Below are 18,739 nucleotides of genomic sequence, written 5' to 3'. Positions count from 1 at the left end.
GCAATGCCCCTGTTGCTGTGATCGATAAACACAACGTAGCGTTTCCATTATCAGAAACAATGAATCGAAGGAGCGCGCGATGCGGAAGTCCGACACCCCCGCCCCGATCTCCGCCGTCCTCGACATCCCAGCGGGCCGCGTCCGGTTCATCCGCGCCGCCCGCGCCGCCCGCGCCGACCGCGCCGACCGCGCCGACACCACGGCCGAGGTCCTGTGTCCGCGGACGTCTCGAAGGCCCGCGACGTGACGGCGGCGGCGCGGACCACGGTCGAATACGGCGACGGGGTCCCGCGGATCGAGGCCGCACCGGCGAAGAACCGTGGATCCTCGGCTCCTCCGGATCCGTCGAGGTCACCGTCCGACTGCCTGCCTCGCCCTTCTCACCGGCGACGTGTCGGTCGACGCCGCCCGAGGGGGGCGTCGTCCTGGCTGGGGCTGCTCGGCCGACCCGACCGCCCCGGCCCGCACCAGTGGTCACCCGGCGCGGGCCGACGCGGGTGCGTCAGGCCGCCGGTGCCGGGCGGTAGTCGAGGACGATCGCGCCCGAGCTGAAGGACTGGGTGCCCGCGAGCATCCAGGTCTTCGGGGCGAGGCCGTCCACGAACAGGCGCTTGCCGGTGCCGACGGTCACCGGGTAGAGGAACAACTTGAGTTCGTCGATCATGTCGTGCTCGATCAGCGTGTTGACGAGCGTGGCGCTGCCGTAGATCAGGAGGTCGCCGCCCGGCTCGGCCTTGAGCTTGGCGACCTGTTCGAGGACGTCGCCGTCGAGGATCGCCGCGTTCCAGGTCGTCGTCCGCAGCGTGGTGGTGGCGACGTACTTGGGGATGTGGTTCATCCGCGCGGTGAACTCGTCCGACTCGTCGCGCGGGGCCCACGCCTCGGCGAAGAGCTCGTACGTCGTGCGCCCCAGCAGCAGGGCGCGGCTCGCGCGCAGTTGGCCGTTCTGGTACTTGGCGTGCTCGTCGTTCCAGAACGGGCCGGTCCAGGCGGGGTCCTCGACCACGCCGTCCATCGTGATGTACATGACCGCAACGGCCTTGCTCATGCGGAAGTCTCCGTTTCGCAGCATGGGGGAATCCGCTCCGAGGCCCCGGGGCCCTTCGGACGCGACCCCTGCAGCCTGCAAGATCAGCGCGCGGCGCAACAAGACACGACCGAGCCATGCAAGGTTGAGCACGATTAAACGATCAAGGGGTGGGCGTGCTGGAACGGCTGGAGCTCGAAGCGTTTCTCACACTCGCCGAGGAGCTGCACTTCGGGCGCACCGCGGAACGCCTGCACGTCACGACCGGCCGGATCAGCCAGACCATCCGCAAGCTCGAACGCCGCGTCGGCGGCCCGCTGTTCGAACGCAACAGCCGCAAGGTGACGCTGACCGCGCTCGGTGAGCGGCTGCGCGACGACCTGCGCCCCGCGTACGACCAGATCGCCGCCGGGCTCGCACAGGCGGTCACCACGACCCTCGGCGTGCGCATCAAGGGTGTGGTGCGCGTCGGCTTCTCCGGGGCGTGGTGCGGCAACCTGCTCGTCGAGGCCGCCGACCTGCTCCGCGTGCGCCATCCGGACAGCGTGGTGGAGATCCAGGAGATCCAGCTCCTCGACCCGCTCGGCCGCATACGGGCCGGTGAAGTGGACCTGCAGCTCACCGAGTTCCCCATCGACGAGCCCGACATCGTACGGGGTCCGCTGATGTTCGCCGAGCCGCGCGGACTGCTGGTGCCCGCGGGCCACCCCTTCGCGGGCGAGGACTCCGTCTCGATGGAGGACCTCGCCGACACGACGCTGGTCACGATCGTCTCGGAACACATCCCCGAGTACTGGATGGACTACTACTTCCCCCGAAGAACCCCGTCCGGCCGTCCGATCCCGCAGGGACCGGCCACCCGCTTCTGGCCCGAGGTCCTGGTCCACGTCAGCATGGGCGTCGGCGTCAGCACGGTGGCGATGCGTGCCCAGGACTTCCACTCCCGCCCGGGCCTGGTCTTCGTCCCGCTGCACGACGCCCCACCGATCGACTACGGCTTCCTGTGGCCCCGCACCGGCCTGAGCCCCATCGCCTCGACCTACCTCGACATCGTCCGCGAACTCGCCACCCCCATCCGCTGACCGCTCCCGATCCCGGTGCTCCTCAACGTCACGACAGTCGGCGCGACGAGTCCCACCACCCCGCCACATCGCCCGAGCGCCACTATTGCAAGCAGGCGCTTGCAATAGTTAGCGCCGGGTGGCATGGTCGGAGCATGGCATCGCTCAACGTCGGCAATCTCGGTGAGTACCTCCGTGAGCAGCGGAGGACCGCGCAGTTGTCACTGCGGCAGCTCGCCGACGCCGCCGGGGTGTCGAATCCGTATCTGAGTCAGATCGAGCGGGGGCTGCGCAAGCCCAGCGCCGAGGTGCTCCAGCAGGTCGCCAAGGCCCTGCGGATCTCCGCCGAGACGCTGTACGTGCGGGCGGGCATCCTCGACGAGAAGGAGCGGGACGAGCTGGAGACGCGCGCCGTCGTCCTGGCCGACCCCTCGATCAACGAGCGCCAGAAGCAGGTGCTGCTCCAGATCTACGACTCCTTCCGCAAGGAGAACGCCGCCGAGGCCGCCGCCGCCGAGAACGGCACCGCGCCGGGCACCGCCGCCGGGACCGGTTCCGGCGGCGCCGATGCCGCACCGCCCCTGGGCTAGCAGCCCGCTCGTACGTCACATTCCGGGAGGACCACCAGCATGGCCATCATCGACGAACTGCGTACCCCTCTCTTCTTCGCCGCCGGCACCGCCGACCTCGCCGCGCGGCAGGCCAGGAAGGTGCCCGGCCTGATCGAGCAGCTCGCCGCCGAGGCGCCCGCCCGTATCGAGGCCGTACGGAAGACCGACCCCAAGGCCGTGCAGGAGAAGGTGACCGCGCAGGCCAAGGAGGCCCAGGCCACCGTCCAGGCCAAGTTCGCCGACGTCGTCGGCAACCTCGACACGGACTTCAAGAAGCTCGGCGAGACCGCCCAGGACCTCGCCCTGCGCGGGGTCGGCGTCGCCGCCGAGTACGCGGTCAAGGCCCGCGAGAAGTACGAGGAGGTCGCCGCCCGCGGCGAGGAGGCCGTCAAGGCCTGGCGCGGCGAGACCGGGGAGCAGAGCACCGAGATCACCGTCGTCGTCGAGCCCGAGGAGACCAGGGCCGAGGACGACACGACGCCGGTGACCACCGAGGACGACCTGACGGTGACCACCGAGGACGCCACGACGGTCACGGCCGAGGACGACACGGCGGTCACGGTCGACGACACCACGGTCACGGCCGAGGACACCGCCGAGGCCACCGGGGCCGACGCGTCCGCCGTCCCGGTCGCCGAGGCGCCCGCGAAGAGGACCGCCGCCCGCAAGGCCCCCGCCAAGAAGGCCGCCACCGGCACCTCCGCCGGGAAGGAGTAGGCCGGGGCACCAATTCCGGTAGCCGGTGCGTTGAACCGGGTACCTTGACCGCGAGGCGCTCTTCCCCTCTTTTCTAGGCGGTGCTCAGCATGTTGCGCGCGGGATTCGACTCCCTTCTCTCTCTGGTGATGTTCTTTGTCTTCACCGGCTTCGCCGTCGCCTCGCTCGTGTTCGCCGCGATGGCGCGCGAGGACGCCTACCGTGCCGCCGAGAAGCAGACGAAGAAGTTCTGGCTGATCCTCCTGGGCGTCAACCTCGCCCTGAACCTGCTGCTGCCGATGCTGTTCCTGCAGATCGCGGGCCTGGTCGCGGCCATCGTCTTCATGGTGGACGTGCGCCCCGCGCTCGCCCGGGTCTCGGGCGGCGGCCGGGGCGGCCGTCAGGGCGGCGGCTCCAGCAGCGACGGACCGTACGGCCCCTACAACGGCGGGCGCTAGCCCCCCCCGCACGACGTACTTATCGCCCGCCCCCGGAGCTCCGGGGGCGGGCGATACGTGTGACCGGATACGTGTGACCGGATACGTGTGACCGGATACGTGTACCGGATACGTACGACCGGTCGCCGGTCAGGGGCGGGCAGGGCCCGGGGAGCTCATCCCCGGGTCTTCCGCCTCTCCAGGGCCAGGACCGCCACGTCGTCGGTCAGCTCCCCGCCGTTCAGGGACCTGACCTCCGTCACCGCCGCCTCCAGCAGTTCCTCGCCGCGCAGCCCCGCCGCGAGCTGCCGGTCGATCATGCCGACCATCCCGTCCTGGCCGAGCCTCGGCGAGCCGGGGCCCGCCGACCGGCCCTCGATCAGGCCGTCCGTGTACATGAGCAGGCTCCACGTCCCGCCCAGCTCGACCTGCCGCCGGGGCCAGCGGGCGCGCGACAGCAGTCCCAGGGCCGGGCCGCCGTCCTCGTACGGCAGCAGCCGCGCGGCCTTGCCCTTCCGGGCGATCAGCGGGGCCGGGTGACCGGCCAGGCACAGGCCCGCGCGGCGCCCGTCGGGCGCGATGTCGACCGTGCAGAGCGTCGCGAAGATCTCCTCGCTCTCCCGCTCGTGCTCCAGGACCCGCTGCATCGTCGAGAGCAGCTCGTCCCCGCACAGGCCCGCGAAGGTCAGGGCCCGCCAGGCGATCCGCAGCTCGACGCCGAGCGCCGCCTCGTCGGGGCCGTGGCCGCACACGTCGCCGATCATGGCGTGGACGGTGCCGTCCGGCGTACGGACCACGTCGTAGAAGTCACCGCCGAGCAGCGCCCGTGAACGCCCCGGCCGGTAGTGGGCGGCGAACCGCAGATCGGAGCCCTCAAGGAGGGGCGTGGGCAGCAGTCCGCGCTCCAGGCGGGCGTTCTCCTGCGCCCGGAGCCGTGATTCGGCCAGCTTCACCTGGACGGCGTCGGCCCGCTTGCGCTCGACCGCGTACCGGATGGCCCGGCTGAGCAGCCGCCCGTCGAGCTCCTCGCGGAAGAGGTGGTCCTGGGCCCCGACCCGTACCGCCTCGGCCGCCAGTTCCGCGTCGGCGGAGGTGGCGAGCGCGAGGACGGCGTGGCGCGGCGCGAGGCGCAGGATGTGCCGCAGCGGGGCGAGCGGGTCGTCGCCCGCCGCGGCCCGGGGGCCCGGCAGGGAGAGGTCGACGAGGACGCAGTGGACGTCGTCGGTGAGGAGCCGCTCGGCCTCGGTGAGGTTGCGGGCGGTCCTGATGCGGACGCGGGTGCCGGTGGCGTCGGCCGCGTCGAGCAGTTCGGGTACGGCGAGGACACCCGCCGGGTCGTCCTCGACGACCAGGAGGGTGAGATCGGTACGGTCGGTGCCGGTGACTGTGCCTGTCATAGCGGTGGCGTCCATGGCGATGGCGTCCGTAGGGGTGCCGTCGCCGGGTTCCGCGACGGCAGAGACGTTTCTCTGACGCTGTACGGATACGGGCATCGGTCCGGGTTCCCTTCCCCTGCCCCGAGGGTGCGCGGGGCGCCGGATGGCGTTCCGCCCGTCCGGACCCTAGCGGTAGGGCGGTCCGCAGCGGAATGGCGATCGGCGGACGGCCGCCCGCACGGGCTTGGCATATGCCGCGGAAGGGGAGGTACTCGCCCCCGCGCGGTGGCCGGAACCCTCGCTCGGGCAATGAGAAAGGTCACGCGGGCGGCCCTCGGGGCGGAGAGCCGACGCCTCGGGTGCGTTCCCTGGGGGAAGGCACCTAGGGAAGGCACCCAGGGAAGGCACCTGGGTGGGCCGCTCAGGGAGGCCCCCGAGAGGAAGCCGCGTCAGGAGACCCTGAGCCGTATCCCCGAACCGCATCACCCAGGGGCATCACCCAGGGGCATCACCCAAGGGGCATCTCCCAAGGGACATCCCCAAGGCGGCCCAGGTCGGGCCTGGCCCTGGGCCGCAGCTCGGGGAAGACCCTCAGGCCCCAGCCCCAGCCCCAGGCACCCAGCCCCAGCCCCAGGCACCCAGCCCCAGCCCCGGGCACCCAGCCCCAGCCCCGGGGGGCATCCCGCGCCCCCGGCCCCGGGCCTCCAGGCCCCCCGGGCACCCAGCGGTCACCCGGGGTGGGGCTCCGCCCCTCCCCGTCCCGTGCTCCGGCCCGTCCTCAGCTCGGCCGGACGACCCCGAGGATCTCCATCGAGCCCGCGCCCGCGAGCGTCACGTTCCGGCCGGGGCGGGGCGCGTGGACGATCGTGCCGTCCCCGACGTACATCCCGATGTGGCTGGCGTCCTTGAAGTAGACGATCAGGTCGCCCGGACGCATGTCCTTGATCTGCACGCGCGGCAGCAGCCGCCACTGCTCCTGCGAGGTGCGCGGGATCGGCCGTCCCGCCGTGCCCCAGGCGAGCTGGGTCAGCCCGGAGCAGTCGTACGAGGACGGGCCCTCGGCCCCCCATTCGTACGGCTTGCCGATCTGCGCCGTCGCGAACTCGATCGCCTTCTTCGCCTCGGGCGTCGTGCCGCCCTTCAGCCCGGCGAGGACGCCGGTGCCGAGCCAGCTCGTCTGGGCCCGCTTCTGCGCCTGCTCCTCCAGGAGCCGCAGCCGCTCGCGCTCCTCGGCGGCGAGCTCGGACTCCAGCTTCTTCGCGGCGTCGATCTTGCCGTTGATCTCCTTCTTGGCCTGGGCCTGCCGGACCCGGTGGGCCTCCAGCTTGGTCCAGTTCTCGCCCGCTTCCTTGGCGTACAGGTCCAGTCGGGCCTGGGTGCGGGTCATCTCGCCGAGGAGGTCCGTGGTGGCCTTGGCCCCGGCCTTGAGGCGGCCCGCGGTGTCGAGGAAGAGCTGCGGGTCGTTCGTGAGGACGAGCTGGGCGTCCTCGGGCAGCCCGCCGTTGCGGTACTGGGCGCGGGCGGCGGCGCCCGCCTTGGCCTTGAGGCCCTCGATCTTCTCGCGGCCCTCCACGATCATCCGGGCGACCTGGACGATCTCGGCGGACTGCTCCTCGCTGCGTTCTTCCGCGAGGTTGTACGCGTCGGTGGCCGCGGCGGCCTGCCGGTAGAGGCCGTCTATCTCCTTGCGGACCTCTTCCAGGCTCTTCTTCGGCGGCGGCGGAGGCAGCGGCGCGGCGGCGGCCTGGAGCGTCAGCGCGGGAGAGGCCAGCACGGTCAGGGCGCAGATCACGGTGATCGCGGCGGTGGCGTGTCGGCGTCGGTTCACGAGCTCCCCCTCGGATGACCACATCTGATTTACCGTCAGTAACTTGTCGGTGACCTTGGCGATGGTGCCATGTGGAACCGGAAAGCGACAGGGGAGACGGAGGCCCGGCGGACCACTCTCCCCCACGGGGGACGAGCGATGGGGGCGGGGCGTTCCCGGCGTACGGGAAATTCAGCGGGAGTTGGGGTGAACGAGGGAATCGGCGCTCCTGGACGCGACCGGACGCCACCGGAGGCTCCCGGACGCCTCCGGACGCCTCCGGGCGCCCCGGGCGCTTCCGGGGCGGATATTCATCCCTGGGCACTCACCCCCGGGCATTCATCCGCGGGCACTCATCCCCGGGCGCTCACCCCCGGGGCGCCAGCGCCTCCCACCGCACCGTCACTTCGCCCTGGCGCCACCGCCGGGGACCGTCCGTCAGGGGCCAGTCCGCCGCCAGGTCCCGGACCGAGCGGAGCCACCGCTGCCGGGCGCCGAGCGAGGCGTACGGAGCCGCCGCCGCCCACGCCCGGTCGAAGTCCCGCAGGAAGGCGTGCACCGGTTCGCCCGGCACGTTGCGGTGGATGAGCGCCTTCGGCAGCCGCTCCGCCAGGTCCGAGGGGCGGCCGAGCGAGCCCAGCCGGGTGGCGAAGGTCACCGTGCGCGGACCGGTGCCGTCGAGTGAGACCCACACGTGTCTGCGCCCGATCTCGTCGCAGGTGCCCTCGACGAGGAGTCCGCCGGGCGCGAGCCGTCCGCACAGGCGCCGCCAGACGTCCGTGACCTGCTCCTCGTCGTACTGGCGCAGCACGTTCGCCGCCCGGATCAGGGCGACCGGTCCGGGCACCGGCACCTCGAAGCCGCCGTGGAGAAAGGCGAGCCCGTCGTGCTCGTACGGCTTCGCCGCCTCGACGCGGGCGGGTTCGATCTCGATGCCGTAGAGGCGGGTGCGGGGCTCGGCGGTGCGCAGCCGGGCGAGGAGTTCGACGGCGGTCCAGGGAGCGGCCCCGTAACCGAGGTCGACGGCGAGCGGTGGCTCGGGGGAGCGGCGCAGGGCGGGTCCGTGGACGGCGGCGATCCAGCGGTCCATGCGGCGCAGCCGGTGGGGGTTGGTGGTCCCGCGGGTCGGGGTGCCGACGGGGCGGGTGGTGCGCGGGGCCATGCCAAGAGCGTACGGGGTGGGGTCGGGGTGCCTCCTCCTTGTCCCTGTCCCCTGAGGAGAGGGACGTCCCTGACAGGAAGCCCCCTGACAGGGAGCCCCCTGACAGGGACATCCCTGTCAGGGGCGGGTGCGGTGGGGCCAGGGGGTCGTGGGGCCGGAGGGCCTCGGGGGCGTACCCGATGGACGGCAGGGGCGCATGGGGCGCGCAGGGCGCATGGGGTGTACGTGAGGGGCGTGCGGGCCGGGAAGGGAATCACCTCACCGGCAATGAATTGGCAAAGTGCCGCCACCAGCGGAAATGAAAGCATTCATTCCGGTGTTGTCGGGGCCGGAGGGCAGCCCCTGCCCTGCCTCAGTCATGCCCGACGCCCCCCAGCGGAAGGACCGCCGACGTGAGCCAGTACGTGTCCCGGTTCGCCGGCACCCGGAACCGGCACCCGGCACCGACCCGGCTCCGGCTGCCCGGCCGGAACCGCACCCCGCGCCGCGTGGCCATGCTCAGCGTCCACACCTCGCCCCTGCACCAGCCGGGCACCGGCGACGCGGGCGGCATGAACGTCTACATCGTCGAGCTGGCGAAGCGGCTCGCCGCCATCGACATCGAGGTGGAGATCTTCACCCGGGCCACCACCGGCGGCCTCCCGCCGGTGGTCGAGCTGGCCCCCGGCGTGCTCGTCCGGCACGTGGACGCGGGCCCGTACGAGGGCCTGGCCAAGGAGGAGCTGCCGGCCCAGCTCTGCGCCTTCACGCACGGCGTGATGCAGGCGTGGGCGGGCCACCGTCCCGGCCACTACGACCTCGTCCACTCCCACTACTGGCTCTCCGGGCACGTCGGCTGGCTCGCCGCCGAACGCTGGGGCGTCCCCCTCGTCCACGCCATGCACACCATGGCGAAGGTCAAGAACGCGGCGCTCGCCGAGGGCGACACGCCCGAGCCCGCGGCGCGGGTGATCGGCGAGACGCAGATCGTGTCGGCCGCCGACCGGCTGATCGCCAACACGGCCGAGGAAGCCGACGAGCTGGCCCGGTTCTACGAGGCCGACCCCGGCAAGATCGCGGTCGTCCACCCGGGCGTCAACCTCGACCGGTTCCGCCCCGCCGACGGCCGCGCCGCCGCCCGCGCCCGGCTCGGACTGCCGCAGGACGCCTTCGTCCCGGTCTTCGCCGGGCGGATACAGCCGCTGAAGGCCCCCGACATCCTGCTGCGGGCCGCCGCGCTGCTGGTCGACCAGGACCCGTCGCTGCGTGCGCGCATGGTGGTGCCGGTGGTCGGCGGCCCGAGCGGCAGCGGCCTCGCGAAACCGGAGGGACTGCAGAAGCTGGCCGCCCGGCTGGGCATCGCGGACATCGTGCGCTTCCATCCGCCGGTGGGCCAGGACACGCTCGCGGACTGGTTCCGCGCGGCCAGCGTCCTCGTCATGCCCTCGTACAGCGAGTCCTTCGGTCTGGTCGCGATCGAGGCGCAGGCGGCCGGGACCCCGGTCGTCGCGGCGGCGGTCGGCGGCCTGCCCGTGGCCGTACGGGACGGTGTGACCGGTTTCCTGGTGCAGGGGCACGACCCGGCGGACTACACGCGCGCGCTCGCCCGGTTCGTGGCCGATCCGTCGCTCCCGGCCCGGATGGGGGCGGCGGCGGCGCGGCACGCGGGCTCGTTCGGCTGGGACAGGGCGGCCTCGGCCACGGCTGATGTGTACACGGCGGCCGTCCACGACCACCGGCTGAAGGAGAACCGTCGTCGCGTACGCTCCCACCATGGCTGAGGACGTGGTCGGGAACCTGGTCGGGGACGCGCGACGGACCGTCGAGTCCGTCCTCGGGGAGGCCGGACTGGAGTGGGAGTCGCCCGAGCCCGGCGCGTACGTCGTCAAGCTCCCCGGCACCCGCAAGCTGTTCACGACGCTGTCGCTGCGCGTCGGCCGCCATTCGCTCTCCCTCAACGCCTTCGTCGTCCGCCACCCGGACGAGAACGAAGCGGGCGTCCACCGCTGGCTGCTCGAACGGAACCTGAGGCTGTACGGGGTGGGGTACGCGATCGACGGCCTCGGCGACGTCTACCTCGCGGGCAAACTGCCGCTCTCCGCCGTCACGCCCGAGGAGCTTGACCGGCTGTTCGGCTCGGTCCTGGAGGCGGCGGACGGTGACTTCAACACGCTTCTGGAGCTGGGGTTCGCGTCGGCGATCCGGCGGGAGTACGAGTGGCGGGTCGCGCGTGGGGAGTCGACGCGGAACCTCGACGCGTTCAAGAAGCTGACGAGCAGGCCCGCGAACTGAGGGGCGGGCCTGCTCGCTCTCCCGGAGGGACCCGGGCCGGGACTCGGGCGGGGGCCCGGACCGGGGTTCAGGCGCTGAGCACGGTGTCGGAGGCCTTGGCGGTGCTGGTGGGACCAGAAGTGCTCGTGTTGCCAGTGGTGCTGGTGGGGCCAGAGGTGCCCGTGGTGCCCGTGGTGCCCGTGGTGCCCGTGGTGTCGAGCACGGCGACCGGCTCCACGGCGTCCACCGGGCTCCCCACCGGGCCCTCCACTGGGCCCTCCGTCGGGCTCTCCGCGGGGTCCTCCGCGAGCGCGCGCCGCAGCAGGGTGGCGTAGCCGAGGGCGGCGGCGACGCCGATGGTGGCCGTGACCACCCACAGGACGCCGGGACCGGGTCCGTCGACGATCGCGCCCGCGCTGATCGGGGCGACGAAACCGGCGACCGACCAGGACATGCCCATGACCCCCTGGTACCGGCCGCGCGCGTGCTCGGGAGCGAGCCGGGTGGTGGCGGCGGCGTTGGTGGGGACGTGGATCATCTCGCCGACGGTCCAGACGGCGACGGTCAGGGCGAAGGCGAGGGACGATCCGGCGAGACCGGTCGCCCCTGTGCCGACGGCGAAGAGCAGCGAGGAGAGGACCAGCAGGACGACCGGCGAACGCTTGTCGGTCAGCTTGTTGACGAGCAGCTGGAAGCCGACGATCACGATGCCGTTGACGGCGATGACGGGGCCGTACGCGGAGGGCGGGAAGCCCTGGTCCTTCATCGTGAGCTGCAGACCGATCCAGGGAGCGGTGAAGACGAGGCAGACGAGGAGGTTGAGCAGGACCAGGGTGCGGAAGGGGGCGTCCCGCAGCACGGTGATCATGCTGACCTTCGCGGCGGCGACGGGAGCGCCCGCCGGGTCGGTCCTGACCTCGGGGCGGGTCTCGGGGAGGCGGAGGAAGACGATGACGGCGCACACGACGGTGGCGACGGCGTCCACGACGAAGAGGGTGCGGTAGCCGAGGAACATCGCGGCGCCGCCGCCGATGGAGGCGATGGCGAAGCCGAGGTTGAGGGCCCAGTAGTTGAGCGCGTACGCCCGGCGCACGTCGTGGGCGGGGACCATGTCCGCGATGGTCGCGTTGATGGAGGGGCGGACGGCCTGCATGGCGACGCCCATGAGCAGGACGACGACGGCGATGGCCCAGGCGCTGGTGACGACGGCGAGGGCGGCGGCGCAGGCGGCGCCCGCGAGGTGCGCCGTGACCATGGTGGGGCGGCGGCCCCAGCGGTCGGTGAGCAGGCCGCCGAGCGGGGAGCCGACGACGCCGCCGAGACCGTGGAGGGCGACGACGAGTCCGGCGAACCAGGCGGAGTGCCCGAGCTCGATCGTCAGGTAGAGGGAGAGGAAAGTCAGGACGAAGGCCCCGGTGCGATTGACCAAGGTCGACAGCCAGAGCCACCAGAAGCCCCGGGGAAGTCCCGAAACCGTGGCGATGGCTGATCGTCTGAGCGAATCGATGGACATGTGTGCTGAGCCCCCTGGCAAATGTAAGTCCCTCTACTGCTTGTCGTAACTTACGTATCTCAGGTTGCGGACGCCACTGGATTGACGACGCGCGTCAATCGTCCGAGGTCGTTTAGGCTCGTACACATGGCCGACGCACCGTACAAGCTGATCCTCCTCCGCCACGGCGAGAGCGAGTGGAACGAGAAGAATCTGTTCACCGGCTGGGTGGACGTGAACCTCACCGCGAAGGGCGAGAAGGAGGCGACGCGCGGCGGCGAGCTGCTGGAGAACGCCGGTCTGCTGCCCGACGTGGTCCACACCTCCCTCCAGAAGCGCGCCATCCGCACCGCCCAGCTCGCGCTGGAGTCCGCGGACCGCCACTGGATCCCGGTCCACCGCTCCTGGCGCCTCAACGAGCGCCACTACGGCGCCCTCCAGGGCAAGGACAAGGCCCAGACGCTCGCCGAGTTCGGCGAGGAGCAGTTCATGCTGTGGCGCCGCTCGTACGACACCCCGCCGCCGGCGCTCGCCGACGACAACGAGTTCTCGCAGGTGCACGACCCGCGCTACGCGGGCATCCCGTCGGAGCGGCTCCCGCGCACCGAGTGCCTGAAGGACGTCGTGGAGCGGATGCTCCCGTACTGGTACGACTCGATCGTCCCGGACCTCCTCACCGGCCGCACGGTCCTGGTCGTCGCGCACGGCAACAGCCTCCGCGCCCTGGTCAAGCACCTCGACGGCGTCTCGGACGCGGACATCGCGGGCCTCAACATCCCGACGGGCATCCCGCTCTCGTACGAGCTGGACGAGAACTTCGCGCCCGTCAACCCCGGCGGCACCTACCTCGACCCCGAGGCCGCCGCCTCGGCCATCGAGGCGGTCAGGAACCAGGGCAAGAAGTAGGAGCCCCTTTCCACGAAAGAGCCCCCGACCAGCGGTTCCTCCGCCGGGCGGGGGCTTCTTCGTGTCCTGGCGCGGGCACGGCGGCACCCCGCGCCCTCCCCTCCCCGCCCGGACGGTCTCAGGGGGCGTGGCCCTCCGCGTACTGGCCCGCGTAGGCGTCGGTCGCCGGGACGACGGTGATGACGTCGATCATCACCCCGTCCGGGGCGGCCACGATGAAGTGGCGCTGGCCGAACTCCTCGGTGCGCGGCGGCAGCAGCTCGCGCAGTCCGGCCGCGCCGACGAGGCGCCGGTGCTCCGCGTCCACGTCGTCCACCTCGAAGTTCAGCAGGAGCCCGCCTGTGATCGGGGCGCGGTGGCCCGCCGGGACGCTGGGGTGGTCGGGGTCGAGCAGCGCCAGCTCGTAGTGCGGGGCGTCGGGGCGCCGCAGGCTCACGTACCAGTCGGCCTCGAAGGTCGGCTCGAAGCCGAGGTGACGGGTGTAGAAGTCGCGCGAGGCGGCGACGTCACGGGTGCAGATCACCGGGTAGAAGCCCCCGAGCGTGCTGGTCATGGCGGTTTCCTTCGTCATGGCGGGTTCCCGTGCGGCGACGGGAGCGGCGGGTCGACCCTTCGCATACCCAGGGTATGTGAAGAGGAGAGTTAGCATACCCGGGGTATGCGAAGAGGGAAGGGCGGTACGGACATGGCGACCAGCCGGGCCGAACAGCGGGCGGCGACCCGACGCGCGCTGCTGGCGGAGGGACGGCGACGGTTCGCCGCCGACGGCTACCACGACGTCGTCCTCGCCGAGGTGGCCGCCGCCGTCGGTGTCACCAAGGGCGCGGCCTACCACCACTTCGCCAGCAAGGCGGGCCTCTTCCGGGCCGTCGTCGCCGAGGTCCAGCACGAGTTGGGCGAGCGGGTCGCCGCCGTGGCCGACGCGCACACCGACCCCTGGGAGCAGTTGCGCGCGGGCTGCCACGCCTTCCTCGCGGCGGGCGCCGATCCGGCGGTCCGGCGCATCGTGCTGCTGGACGCGCCCACGGTGCTGGGCTGGGACGAATGGCGCGCCACGGACGAGGACGCGTCGGCCCGGCACCTGACGGAGGCCCTTGAGGAGCTCGTCGCCCTGGGTGTCATCGCGGACCAGCCGGTGGCGCCGCTGGCCGGGCTGCTGTCCGGAGCGATGAACGAGGCGGCCGTCCGGCTGGCCCGCTCGACCGCCCCGACGGCCCTCGCCGACACCGAGCGCGCCCTGGACCTCCTCCTCTCCGGCCTGCGGACCCGGCCACCGGCCGGGTAGGGGCGGGTGGGGAGGGGGCCCGGCGGGCCCGGCGGGCACCGGCCGATGGGCCGGACCTGGGTTCGACGGGCCCCGAGCCCAAACCTGCCCCCAGCCCCCACCCGCTCCGCCGGACGAGTGAAGGCGAAACCTTACGGCGGTGGCCCGGCGCATGGCGGGGGAGCCAGGAGGTAGAGGTGGGGGTGATTCCACCCCCAGGAAACGATTCCGCTCCTCCCGGGAGCGGTTCCGCCCCCTCCCGAAACGAGAACCCCCGTGCGCCTCCGGCACTCCGTCGCCGCCGTCTGCGGTGCCCTCGCCCTCACCGCGGCCCTGGCCGCCCCCGCCCATGCCGCCAGCGGCGACTTCACCTACCGCTTCGTGGGCCTGGACGGCTCCCCGCGGACGGCCACGCTCCACGACCCGGAGAGCGACCGGTGCCTCACGCTCCCCGAGGTGGCCGACCCGTACTCCTCCGGGCCCGCCTTCGCCCCGCACAACGACACCGACGACTACGCGATCGTCTTCACCGGGCCCGGCTGCACGGGTGACTCCTGGAGGCTCCGCCCCCACGGCCGCCCGGCCACCGACCGCCTCGAACTCCGCTCGGTCGTCTTCGTCCGCTAGCCGGACCGCCCCGACCCGGACCGCGCCGCCCGGCTCCCCCCCACACGGGCGGTGCGGTCCGATAATCGACAGCACTCTTTTCCCGGACTCGTTACCGTCCGTGTCATGAGTACGCCATCACCCCGCACCGGACTCCGCCTGGAGAAGGTCACCCCCGCGAACGTCGACGCCGCCGTCGCCCTGCGCGTCCACCCCCACCAGGCGGGGAACGTCGCCCCCGTCGTGACGTCCCTCGCCGAGGCGTACGCCTTCGGGGAGTCCGCCTGGCCGAGGCTGATCTTCGACGGCGACCGGCTCGTCGGCTTCCTCATGGCCTTCCTCGACCTCCCCTGGAACGAGGAGAAGACCCCCGGCGACCGCCGCAGCGGCCTGTGGCGGCTCAACATCTCCGCCGACGCCCAGGGCCGGGGATACGGCGGCTTCGCCGTCGCCGCCGTCCGCGACGAACTGCGCCGCCGCGGCACCTCCCGGCTGTACGTCACCTGGGCACCCGGCGAGGACGGCCCCGGCGCCTTTTACGAGCGGCTCGGCTTCCGCACCACCGGAGAGCTCAGCGGCACCCAGACCGTCGCCGTGCTCGACATCTGAGCATCCCGGCGTAGACAGGGACGTACGAGCACTCGACACAGCCGCAGCCGCACCCGCACCCGCCGCTGCACCCGCAGCCGCACCCGTACCGACATCCCGGCGTCCGGGCCGGACCCGTCGACGCGGCGGAGGGAGGGAGGGGCGGGGCGGAACCGTCGCGCCCCGCCCCTCCCTCCCGGTCGTCCGGGTCAGCCGGAGCAGCCGCCGCACTGGCACGGCGAGCCCGACTGGCAGCCGCAGCCGCAGCCCGAGCCGCAGCCGCAGGCGCCCAGGACGGGCAGGTGCGCCACCTCGCGCGGCGCCCCTGCCTCGGACTCGGTCGGTGTGGGGGAATCGGCCATGGGGGTCCCTCCCTTTCGAGGCGCACATCGCCTCCCCCCATTTCATGCCCACGCGGACCGGCGCATCAACGGCGCACCGGTGCCCGCGGGCCTAAGCGCCCTCCACCGGCGCGTCCGCCGCCTGGAGCTCGTCCGCGTGCTCACCCGTCACCAGGTAGACCACGCGCTTCGCCACCGACACCGCGTGGTCGGCGAACCGCTCGTAGTACCGGCCCAGCAGCGTCACGTCGACGGCGGTCTCTATGCCGTGCTTCCAGCGGTCGTCCATCAGGTGCTGGAACAGCGCCCGGTGCAGCAGGTCCATCTCGTCGTCGTCCTGCTCCAGCTGGAGCGCCAGGTCGACGTCCTTCGTGATGATGACCTCCGCCGCCTTCGCCATCAGGCGCTGCGCGAGCTGCCCCATCTCCAGGATGGTCGCGTGCAGGTCCCGGGGCACCGCGGTGTCGGGGAACCGCAGCCGCGCCAGCTTCGCGACGTGCTGCGCCAGGTCGCCCGAGCGCTCCAGGTCGGCGCTCATCCGCAGCGAGGTCACCACGATCCGCAGATCGGTCGCCACCGGCTGCTGCCGCGCGAGCAGCGCGATGGCCCGCGCCTCCAGGTCGTGCTGGAGGTCGTCGACCTTCTGGTCCGCGGCGATCACGCTCTCCGCGAGCTTCAGGTCCGCGTCGAGCATCGCCGTCGTGGCGCGCCCGATCGCCGACCCGACGAGCCGGGCCATCTCGACCAGGCCCTCGCCGATCGAGTCAAGTTCCTCGTGGTACGCGTCCCGCATGGTGTCCCTCTCTAGGCGGTGCTCCGGGGTCCGGGTGGGGCTCAGGACCCTCACGCTCCCACGTTCGGCCCCGTACGAGTCCGGTTCCACCCCCGCACGTGAACCGTCACTTTCACCGAGGTGAACTCTGGGCGACACGCGCCACCGTCGGCGTCGGGGCAAGTGAACCGGCCAGGTCGTCACGGTGAACTCTGAGCGACGAGTGTTCGAGCAGCCACTCGGACGGCTGGGAGAGTGTCGCCGGGCACGCATAACCTTGAGCCATGGACGTGAACGCGGCGGTCGCCGCATTGGCCGCTATCGCCGGAGTGTGCACCGGCGTGATCGCCATGCTGGCGTTCCGCTGGAGCGAGCGCGACCAGGCGAGACCCACTCGTAGTTCCCTGCACACCGACGCCGTGCTGCCGCCCGGCGTCGACACGGTGCTGTCGGTGCTGCGCTCCTCCGCCGTCGTCCTCGACGAGAGCGACTCGGTGGTGAAGGCCAGCTCGGCGGCGTACGCGCTCGGTCTGGTCCGTGGCGGGAAACTGGCCGTCGAGCCCATGCTCAACATGGCCCGTGACACCCGCCGCGACGGAGAGATACGGCAGGTCGAGCTGGACCTGCCGAGGCGCGGCACCGGACGGGTCGAGGCCCTCGCGGTCTCCGCCCGGGTCGCTCCGCTGGGTTCCCGGCTGGTGCTGCTGCTGGTCGAGGACCTCACCGAGGCCCGCCGCATCGAAGCCGTACGGCGCGACTTCGTCGCCAACGTGAGCCATGAGCTGAAGACGCCCACGGGGGCGCTCTCGCTGCTCTCCGAGGCGGTCATGGACGCCTCGGACGACCCCGAGGCGGTCACCCGCTTCGCGGGCCGGATGCAGATCGAGGCGACCCGCCTCACCAATCTGGTGCAGGAGCTGATCGACCTCTCGCGGGTGCAGAACGACGACCCGCTGGAGGACTCCGAACCGGTGTCCGTGGACGAGCTGGTCGCCGAGGCGGTCGACCGCTCCCGGCACACCGCCTCCACCAAGCAGATCACCATGGTCTCCGGCGGCGCGGCCGACCTGCACGTGTGGGGCAGCCGGGGCCAGCTCGCCGCGGCCCTCGGCAACCTCGTGGAGAACGCGGTGAACTACTCCCCGGCCCGTACGAGGGTGGGCATCGCGGCCCGCCACATCGCGGCGCCGGGCGGGGACCTCATCGAGATAGCCGTGACCGACCAGGGCATCGGCATCTCGGAGAGGGACCGCGAGCGGATCTTCGAGCGCTTCTACCGGGTCGACCCGGCCCGCTCCCGCGCCACCGGCGGTACGGGCCTCGGCCTGGCCATCGTCAAGCACGTGGCGGCCTCCCACGGCGGGGAGGTCACCGTCTGGAGCACCGAGGGCCAGGGTTCCACGTTCACCCTGCGGCTGCCCGAGGCGGGCTCCGTGAGGGACCGCAGGCCCGCCTTGTCCGCCACCCCCGATCTCATGACCGAACCGCTTCCAGCCCCGGAGGTCCTTCCGTGACCCGAGTGCTCGTCGTCGAGGATGAGGAATCCTTCAGCGACGCCCTGTCCTACATGCTTCGCAAGGAGGGTTTCGAGGTCGCCGTCGCGGCGACCGGGCCCGACGGTCTCGACGAGTTCGAGCGCAACGGGGCCGACCTCGTCCTTCTCGACCTGATGCTTCCGGGGCTCCCCGGTACCGAGGTGTGCCGTCAGCTGCGCGGCCGCTCGAACGTCCCGGTCATCATGGTGACCGCCAAGGACAGCGAGATCGACAAGGTCGTCGGCCTGGAGATAGGAGCCGACGACTACGTGACCAAGCCGTTCTCCTCGCGGGAGCTGGTGGCCCGCATCCGCGCGGTGCTGCGGCGCCGCGGCGAGCCGGAGGAGGTCACCCCGGCGGCCCTGGAGGCGGGTCCGGTCCGGATGGACGTCGACCGCCACGTGGTGACGGTCGCGGGCGGCAAGGTCGATCTGCCGCTGAAGGAGTTCGACCTCCTGGAGATGCTCCTGCGCAACGCGGGCCGGGTCCTGACCCGGATGCAGCTCATCGACCGGGTCTGGGGCGCGGACTACGTCGGCGACACCAAGACCCTCGACGTCCACGTGAAGCGGCTCCGGGCGAAGATCGAACCGGACCCGGGCGCCCCGCGCTATCTGGTGACGGTCCGGGGCCTCGGCTACAAGTTCGAGCCGTAGACCACGCCGTAGCGGACGCCCCGCACGCGCGAAGGGCGCTTCTCCCGGCCGGGAGAAGCGCCCTTCGCGCGTGTACGGGACGGACCCCTGTACGGGACGGACCCCTGTACGGGACGGACCCCTGTACGGGACGGACCCCTGTACGGGACCTG

Annotated in this window: 21 protein-coding genes; 13 read left to right on the top strand and 8 right to left on the bottom strand. The window is 72.2% G+C overall.

Going from position 1 to position 18,739, the window contains the following annotated elements; genetic code table 11:
- Positions 1-79 precede the first annotated feature (79 nt).
- On the top strand, positions 80-247 hold the full coding sequence (locus tag ACFXGN_RS29070; RefSeq protein ID WP_384864827.1) for a hypothetical protein: 168 nt from the start codon (positions 80-82) through the stop codon (positions 245-247).
- A gap of 255 nt (positions 248-502) precedes the next feature.
- Here ACFXGN_RS29070 and ACFXGN_RS29065 read toward each other — a convergent pair whose 3' ends face one another.
- Complete coding sequence (locus ACFXGN_RS29065) at positions 503-1,048, bottom strand: dihydrofolate reductase family protein (protein ID WP_384864826.1); 546 nt, start codon at positions 1,046-1,048, stop codon at positions 503-505.
- Positions 1,049-1,203: 155 nt separating this feature from the next.
- Here ACFXGN_RS29065 and ACFXGN_RS29060 point away from each other — a divergent pair, with 155 nt between their 5' ends.
- The 4 genes from ACFXGN_RS29060 (at position 1,204) to ACFXGN_RS29045 (ending at position 3,853) form a co-directional block, all read left to right on the top strand.
- On the top strand, positions 1,204-2,109 hold the full coding sequence (locus tag ACFXGN_RS29060; RefSeq protein WP_384864824.1) for a LysR family transcriptional regulator: 906 nt from the start codon (positions 1,204-1,206) through the stop codon (positions 2,107-2,109).
- A 134-nt stretch (positions 2,110-2,243) separates the two neighbouring features.
- The gene (locus tag ACFXGN_RS29055) at positions 2,244-2,678 is read left to right on the top strand and encodes a helix-turn-helix domain-containing protein (RefSeq protein WP_384864822.1); all 435 of its coding nucleotides are present in this window, start codon (positions 2,244-2,246) and stop codon (positions 2,676-2,678) included.
- A 39-nt stretch (positions 2,679-2,717) separates the two neighbouring features.
- Entirely contained in the window at positions 2,718-3,416 is a 699-nt protein-coding gene (locus ACFXGN_RS29050; RefSeq protein ID WP_384864820.1) for a hypothetical protein, read from the top strand.
- Positions 3,417-3,505: 89 nt separating this feature from the next.
- Positions 3,506-3,853 (top strand): DUF2516 family protein, encoded by a 348-nt coding sequence (locus tag ACFXGN_RS29045; RefSeq protein WP_384864818.1) that lies wholly within the window; start codon positions 3,506-3,508, stop codon positions 3,851-3,853.
- 155 nt (positions 3,854-4,008) lie between these two features.
- Here ACFXGN_RS29045 and ACFXGN_RS29040 read toward each other — a convergent pair whose 3' ends face one another.
- The 3 genes from ACFXGN_RS29040 to ACFXGN_RS29030 all read right to left on the bottom strand — a co-directional run bounded on the left by ACFXGN_RS29040 (position 4,009) and on the right by ACFXGN_RS29030 (position 8,177).
- The gene (locus ACFXGN_RS29040) at positions 4,009-5,244 is read right to left on the bottom strand and encodes a PP2C family protein-serine/threonine phosphatase (protein ID WP_384864931.1); all 1,236 of its coding nucleotides are present in this window, start codon (positions 5,242-5,244) and stop codon (positions 4,009-4,011) included.
- A gap of 742 nt (positions 5,245-5,986) precedes the next feature.
- Entirely contained in the window at positions 5,987-7,036 is a 1,050-nt protein-coding gene (locus ACFXGN_RS29035; RefSeq protein ID WP_384864816.1) for an NlpC/P60 family protein, read from the bottom strand.
- A gap of 346 nt (positions 7,037-7,382) precedes the next feature.
- Positions 7,383-8,177 carry a class I SAM-dependent methyltransferase gene (locus ACFXGN_RS29030; RefSeq protein WP_384864814.1) on the bottom strand — a complete coding sequence of 265 codons (795 nt, stop codon included), beginning with the start codon at positions 8,175-8,177 and terminating at the stop codon, positions 7,383-7,385.
- Positions 8,178-8,569: 392 nt separating this feature from the next.
- Between ACFXGN_RS29030 and mshA the strand changes: the two genes are divergently transcribed.
- Positions 8,570-9,937, top strand: coding sequence for a D-inositol-3-phosphate glycosyltransferase (mshA, locus tag ACFXGN_RS29025; protein WP_384864812.1), 1,368 nt, complete (start codon positions 8,570-8,572; stop codon positions 9,935-9,937).
- Entirely contained in the window at positions 9,930-10,448 is a 519-nt protein-coding gene (locus tag ACFXGN_RS29020; RefSeq protein WP_384864810.1) for a YbjN domain-containing protein, read from the top strand. Before mshA ends, ACFXGN_RS29020 begins: the two co-directional genes overlap by 8 nt.
- A gap of 67 nt (positions 10,449-10,515) precedes the next feature.
- Here ACFXGN_RS29020 and ACFXGN_RS29015 read toward each other — a convergent pair whose 3' ends face one another.
- Positions 10,516-11,940, bottom strand: a complete 1,425-nt coding sequence (locus ACFXGN_RS29015) for an MDR family MFS transporter (RefSeq protein ID WP_384864809.1) — start codon at positions 11,938-11,940, stop codon at positions 10,516-10,518.
- Between the two features lie 126 nt (positions 11,941-12,066).
- On the opposite strand from ACFXGN_RS29015, the gene ACFXGN_RS29010 reads away from it, so the two are divergent.
- The gene (locus ACFXGN_RS29010) at positions 12,067-12,825 is read left to right on the top strand and encodes a phosphoglyceromutase (RefSeq protein ID WP_384864807.1); all 759 of its coding nucleotides are present in this window, start codon (positions 12,067-12,069) and stop codon (positions 12,823-12,825) included.
- A gap of 118 nt (positions 12,826-12,943) precedes the next feature.
- Here the strand turns inward: ACFXGN_RS29010 and ACFXGN_RS29005 are convergent, their stop codons facing one another.
- Positions 12,944-13,378 (bottom strand): VOC family protein, encoded by a 435-nt coding sequence (locus tag ACFXGN_RS29005; protein WP_384864805.1) that lies wholly within the window; start codon positions 13,376-13,378, stop codon positions 12,944-12,946.
- A gap of 105 nt (positions 13,379-13,483) precedes the next feature.
- Between ACFXGN_RS29005 and ACFXGN_RS29000 the strand changes: the two genes are divergently transcribed.
- The 3 genes from ACFXGN_RS29000 (at position 13,484) to ACFXGN_RS28990 (ending at position 15,304) form a co-directional block, all read left to right on the top strand.
- A complete protein-coding gene (locus ACFXGN_RS29000) occupies positions 13,484-14,110 on the top strand; it encodes a TetR/AcrR family transcriptional regulator (protein WP_384864803.1) in 627 nt (208 codons plus the stop codon).
- Between the two features lie 255 nt (positions 14,111-14,365).
- On the top strand, positions 14,366-14,716 hold the full coding sequence (locus ACFXGN_RS28995) for a hypothetical protein (protein ID WP_384864801.1): 351 nt from the start codon (positions 14,366-14,368) through the stop codon (positions 14,714-14,716).
- A gap of 105 nt (positions 14,717-14,821) precedes the next feature.
- Positions 14,822-15,304, top strand: a complete 483-nt coding sequence (locus ACFXGN_RS28990) for a GNAT family N-acetyltransferase (protein ID WP_384864799.1) — start codon at positions 14,822-14,824, stop codon at positions 15,302-15,304.
- Between the two features lie 188 nt (positions 15,305-15,492).
- On the opposite strand, the gene ACFXGN_RS28985 is transcribed toward ACFXGN_RS28990, so the two are convergent.
- The gene (locus tag ACFXGN_RS28985) at positions 15,493-15,645 is read right to left on the bottom strand and encodes a hypothetical protein (RefSeq protein ID WP_384864797.1); all 153 of its coding nucleotides are present in this window, start codon (positions 15,643-15,645) and stop codon (positions 15,493-15,495) included.
- A 91-nt stretch (positions 15,646-15,736) separates the two neighbouring features.
- The gene (gene phoU, locus ACFXGN_RS28980; protein WP_093874867.1) at positions 15,737-16,417 is read right to left on the bottom strand and encodes a phosphate signaling complex protein PhoU; all 681 of its coding nucleotides are present in this window, start codon (positions 16,415-16,417) and stop codon (positions 15,737-15,739) included.
- Between the two features lie 263 nt (positions 16,418-16,680).
- Between phoU and ACFXGN_RS28975 the strand changes: the two genes are divergently transcribed.
- Together ACFXGN_RS28975 and ACFXGN_RS28970 are read left to right on the top strand one after the other, a co-directional pair.
- Positions 16,681-17,910 (top strand): ATP-binding protein, encoded by a 1,230-nt coding sequence (locus ACFXGN_RS28975; protein WP_351795219.1) that lies wholly within the window; start codon positions 16,681-16,683, stop codon positions 17,908-17,910.
- Complete coding sequence (locus ACFXGN_RS28970) at positions 17,907-18,587, top strand: response regulator transcription factor (RefSeq protein ID WP_015035162.1); 681 nt, start codon at positions 17,907-17,909, stop codon at positions 18,585-18,587. Before ACFXGN_RS28975 ends, ACFXGN_RS28970 begins: the two co-directional genes overlap by 4 nt.
- Positions 18,588-18,739 lie beyond the last annotated feature (152 nt).

It is taken from the genome of Streptomyces sp. NPDC059247, assembly GCF_042754005.1.
Taxonomy (GTDB): domain Bacteria; phylum Actinomycetota; class Actinomycetes; order Streptomycetales; family Streptomycetaceae; genus Streptomyces.
Note: the sequence above shows the minus strand (reverse complement) of the source record. Positions and strands in the feature narration are given on the sequence as shown.

Bases quoted from the DNA above. Each gene is read 5' to 3' on its own strand.
- ACFXGN_RS29070 (WP_384864827.1), top strand. From the start codon at position 80: ATGCGGAAGTCCGACACCCCCGCCCCGATCTCCGCCGTCCTCGACATC.
- ACFXGN_RS29065 (WP_384864826.1), bottom strand. From the start codon at position 1,048: ATGAGCAAGGCCGTTGCGGTCATGTACATCACGATGGACGGCGTGGTC.
- ACFXGN_RS29055 (WP_384864822.1), top strand. From the start codon at position 2,244: ATGGCATCGCTCAACGTCGGCAATCTCGGTGAGTACCTCCGTGAGCAG.
- ACFXGN_RS29050 (WP_384864820.1), top strand. From the start codon at position 2,718: ATGGCCATCATCGACGAACTGCGTACCCCTCTCTTCTTCGCCGCCGGC.
- ACFXGN_RS29045 (WP_384864818.1), top strand. From the start codon at position 3,506: ATGTTGCGCGCGGGATTCGACTCCCTTCTCTCTCTGGTGATGTTCTTT.
- ACFXGN_RS29040 (WP_384864931.1), bottom strand. From the start codon at position 5,244: ATGGACGCCACCGCTATGACAGGCACAGTCACCGGCACCGACCGTACC.
- ACFXGN_RS29030 (WP_384864814.1), bottom strand. From the start codon at position 8,177: ATGGCCCCGCGCACCACCCGCCCCGTCGGCACCCCGACCCGCGGGACC.
- ACFXGN_RS29020 (WP_384864810.1), top strand. From the start codon at position 9,930: ATGGCTGAGGACGTGGTCGGGAACCTGGTCGGGGACGCGCGACGGACC.
- ACFXGN_RS29015 (WP_384864809.1), bottom strand. From the start codon at position 11,940: ATGTCCATCGATTCGCTCAGACGATCAGCCATCGCCACGGTTTCGGGA.
- ACFXGN_RS29010 (WP_384864807.1), top strand. From the start codon at position 12,067: ATGGCCGACGCACCGTACAAGCTGATCCTCCTCCGCCACGGCGAGAGC.
- ACFXGN_RS29005 (WP_384864805.1), bottom strand. From the start codon at position 13,378: ATGACCAGCACGCTCGGGGGCTTCTACCCGGTGATCTGCACCCGTGAC.
- ACFXGN_RS29000 (WP_384864803.1), top strand. From the start codon at position 13,484: ATGCGAAGAGGGAAGGGCGGTACGGACATGGCGACCAGCCGGGCCGAA.
- ACFXGN_RS28990 (WP_384864799.1), top strand. From the start codon at position 14,822: ATGAGTACGCCATCACCCCGCACCGGACTCCGCCTGGAGAAGGTCACC.
- ACFXGN_RS28985 (WP_384864797.1), bottom strand. From the start codon at position 15,645: ATGGCCGATTCCCCCACACCGACCGAGTCCGAGGCAGGGGCGCCGCGC.
- phoU (WP_093874867.1), bottom strand. From the start codon at position 16,417: ATGCGGGACGCGTACCACGAGGAACTTGACTCGATCGGCGAGGGCCTG.
- ACFXGN_RS28975 (WP_351795219.1), top strand. From the start codon at position 16,681: ATGGACGTGAACGCGGCGGTCGCCGCATTGGCCGCTATCGCCGGAGTG.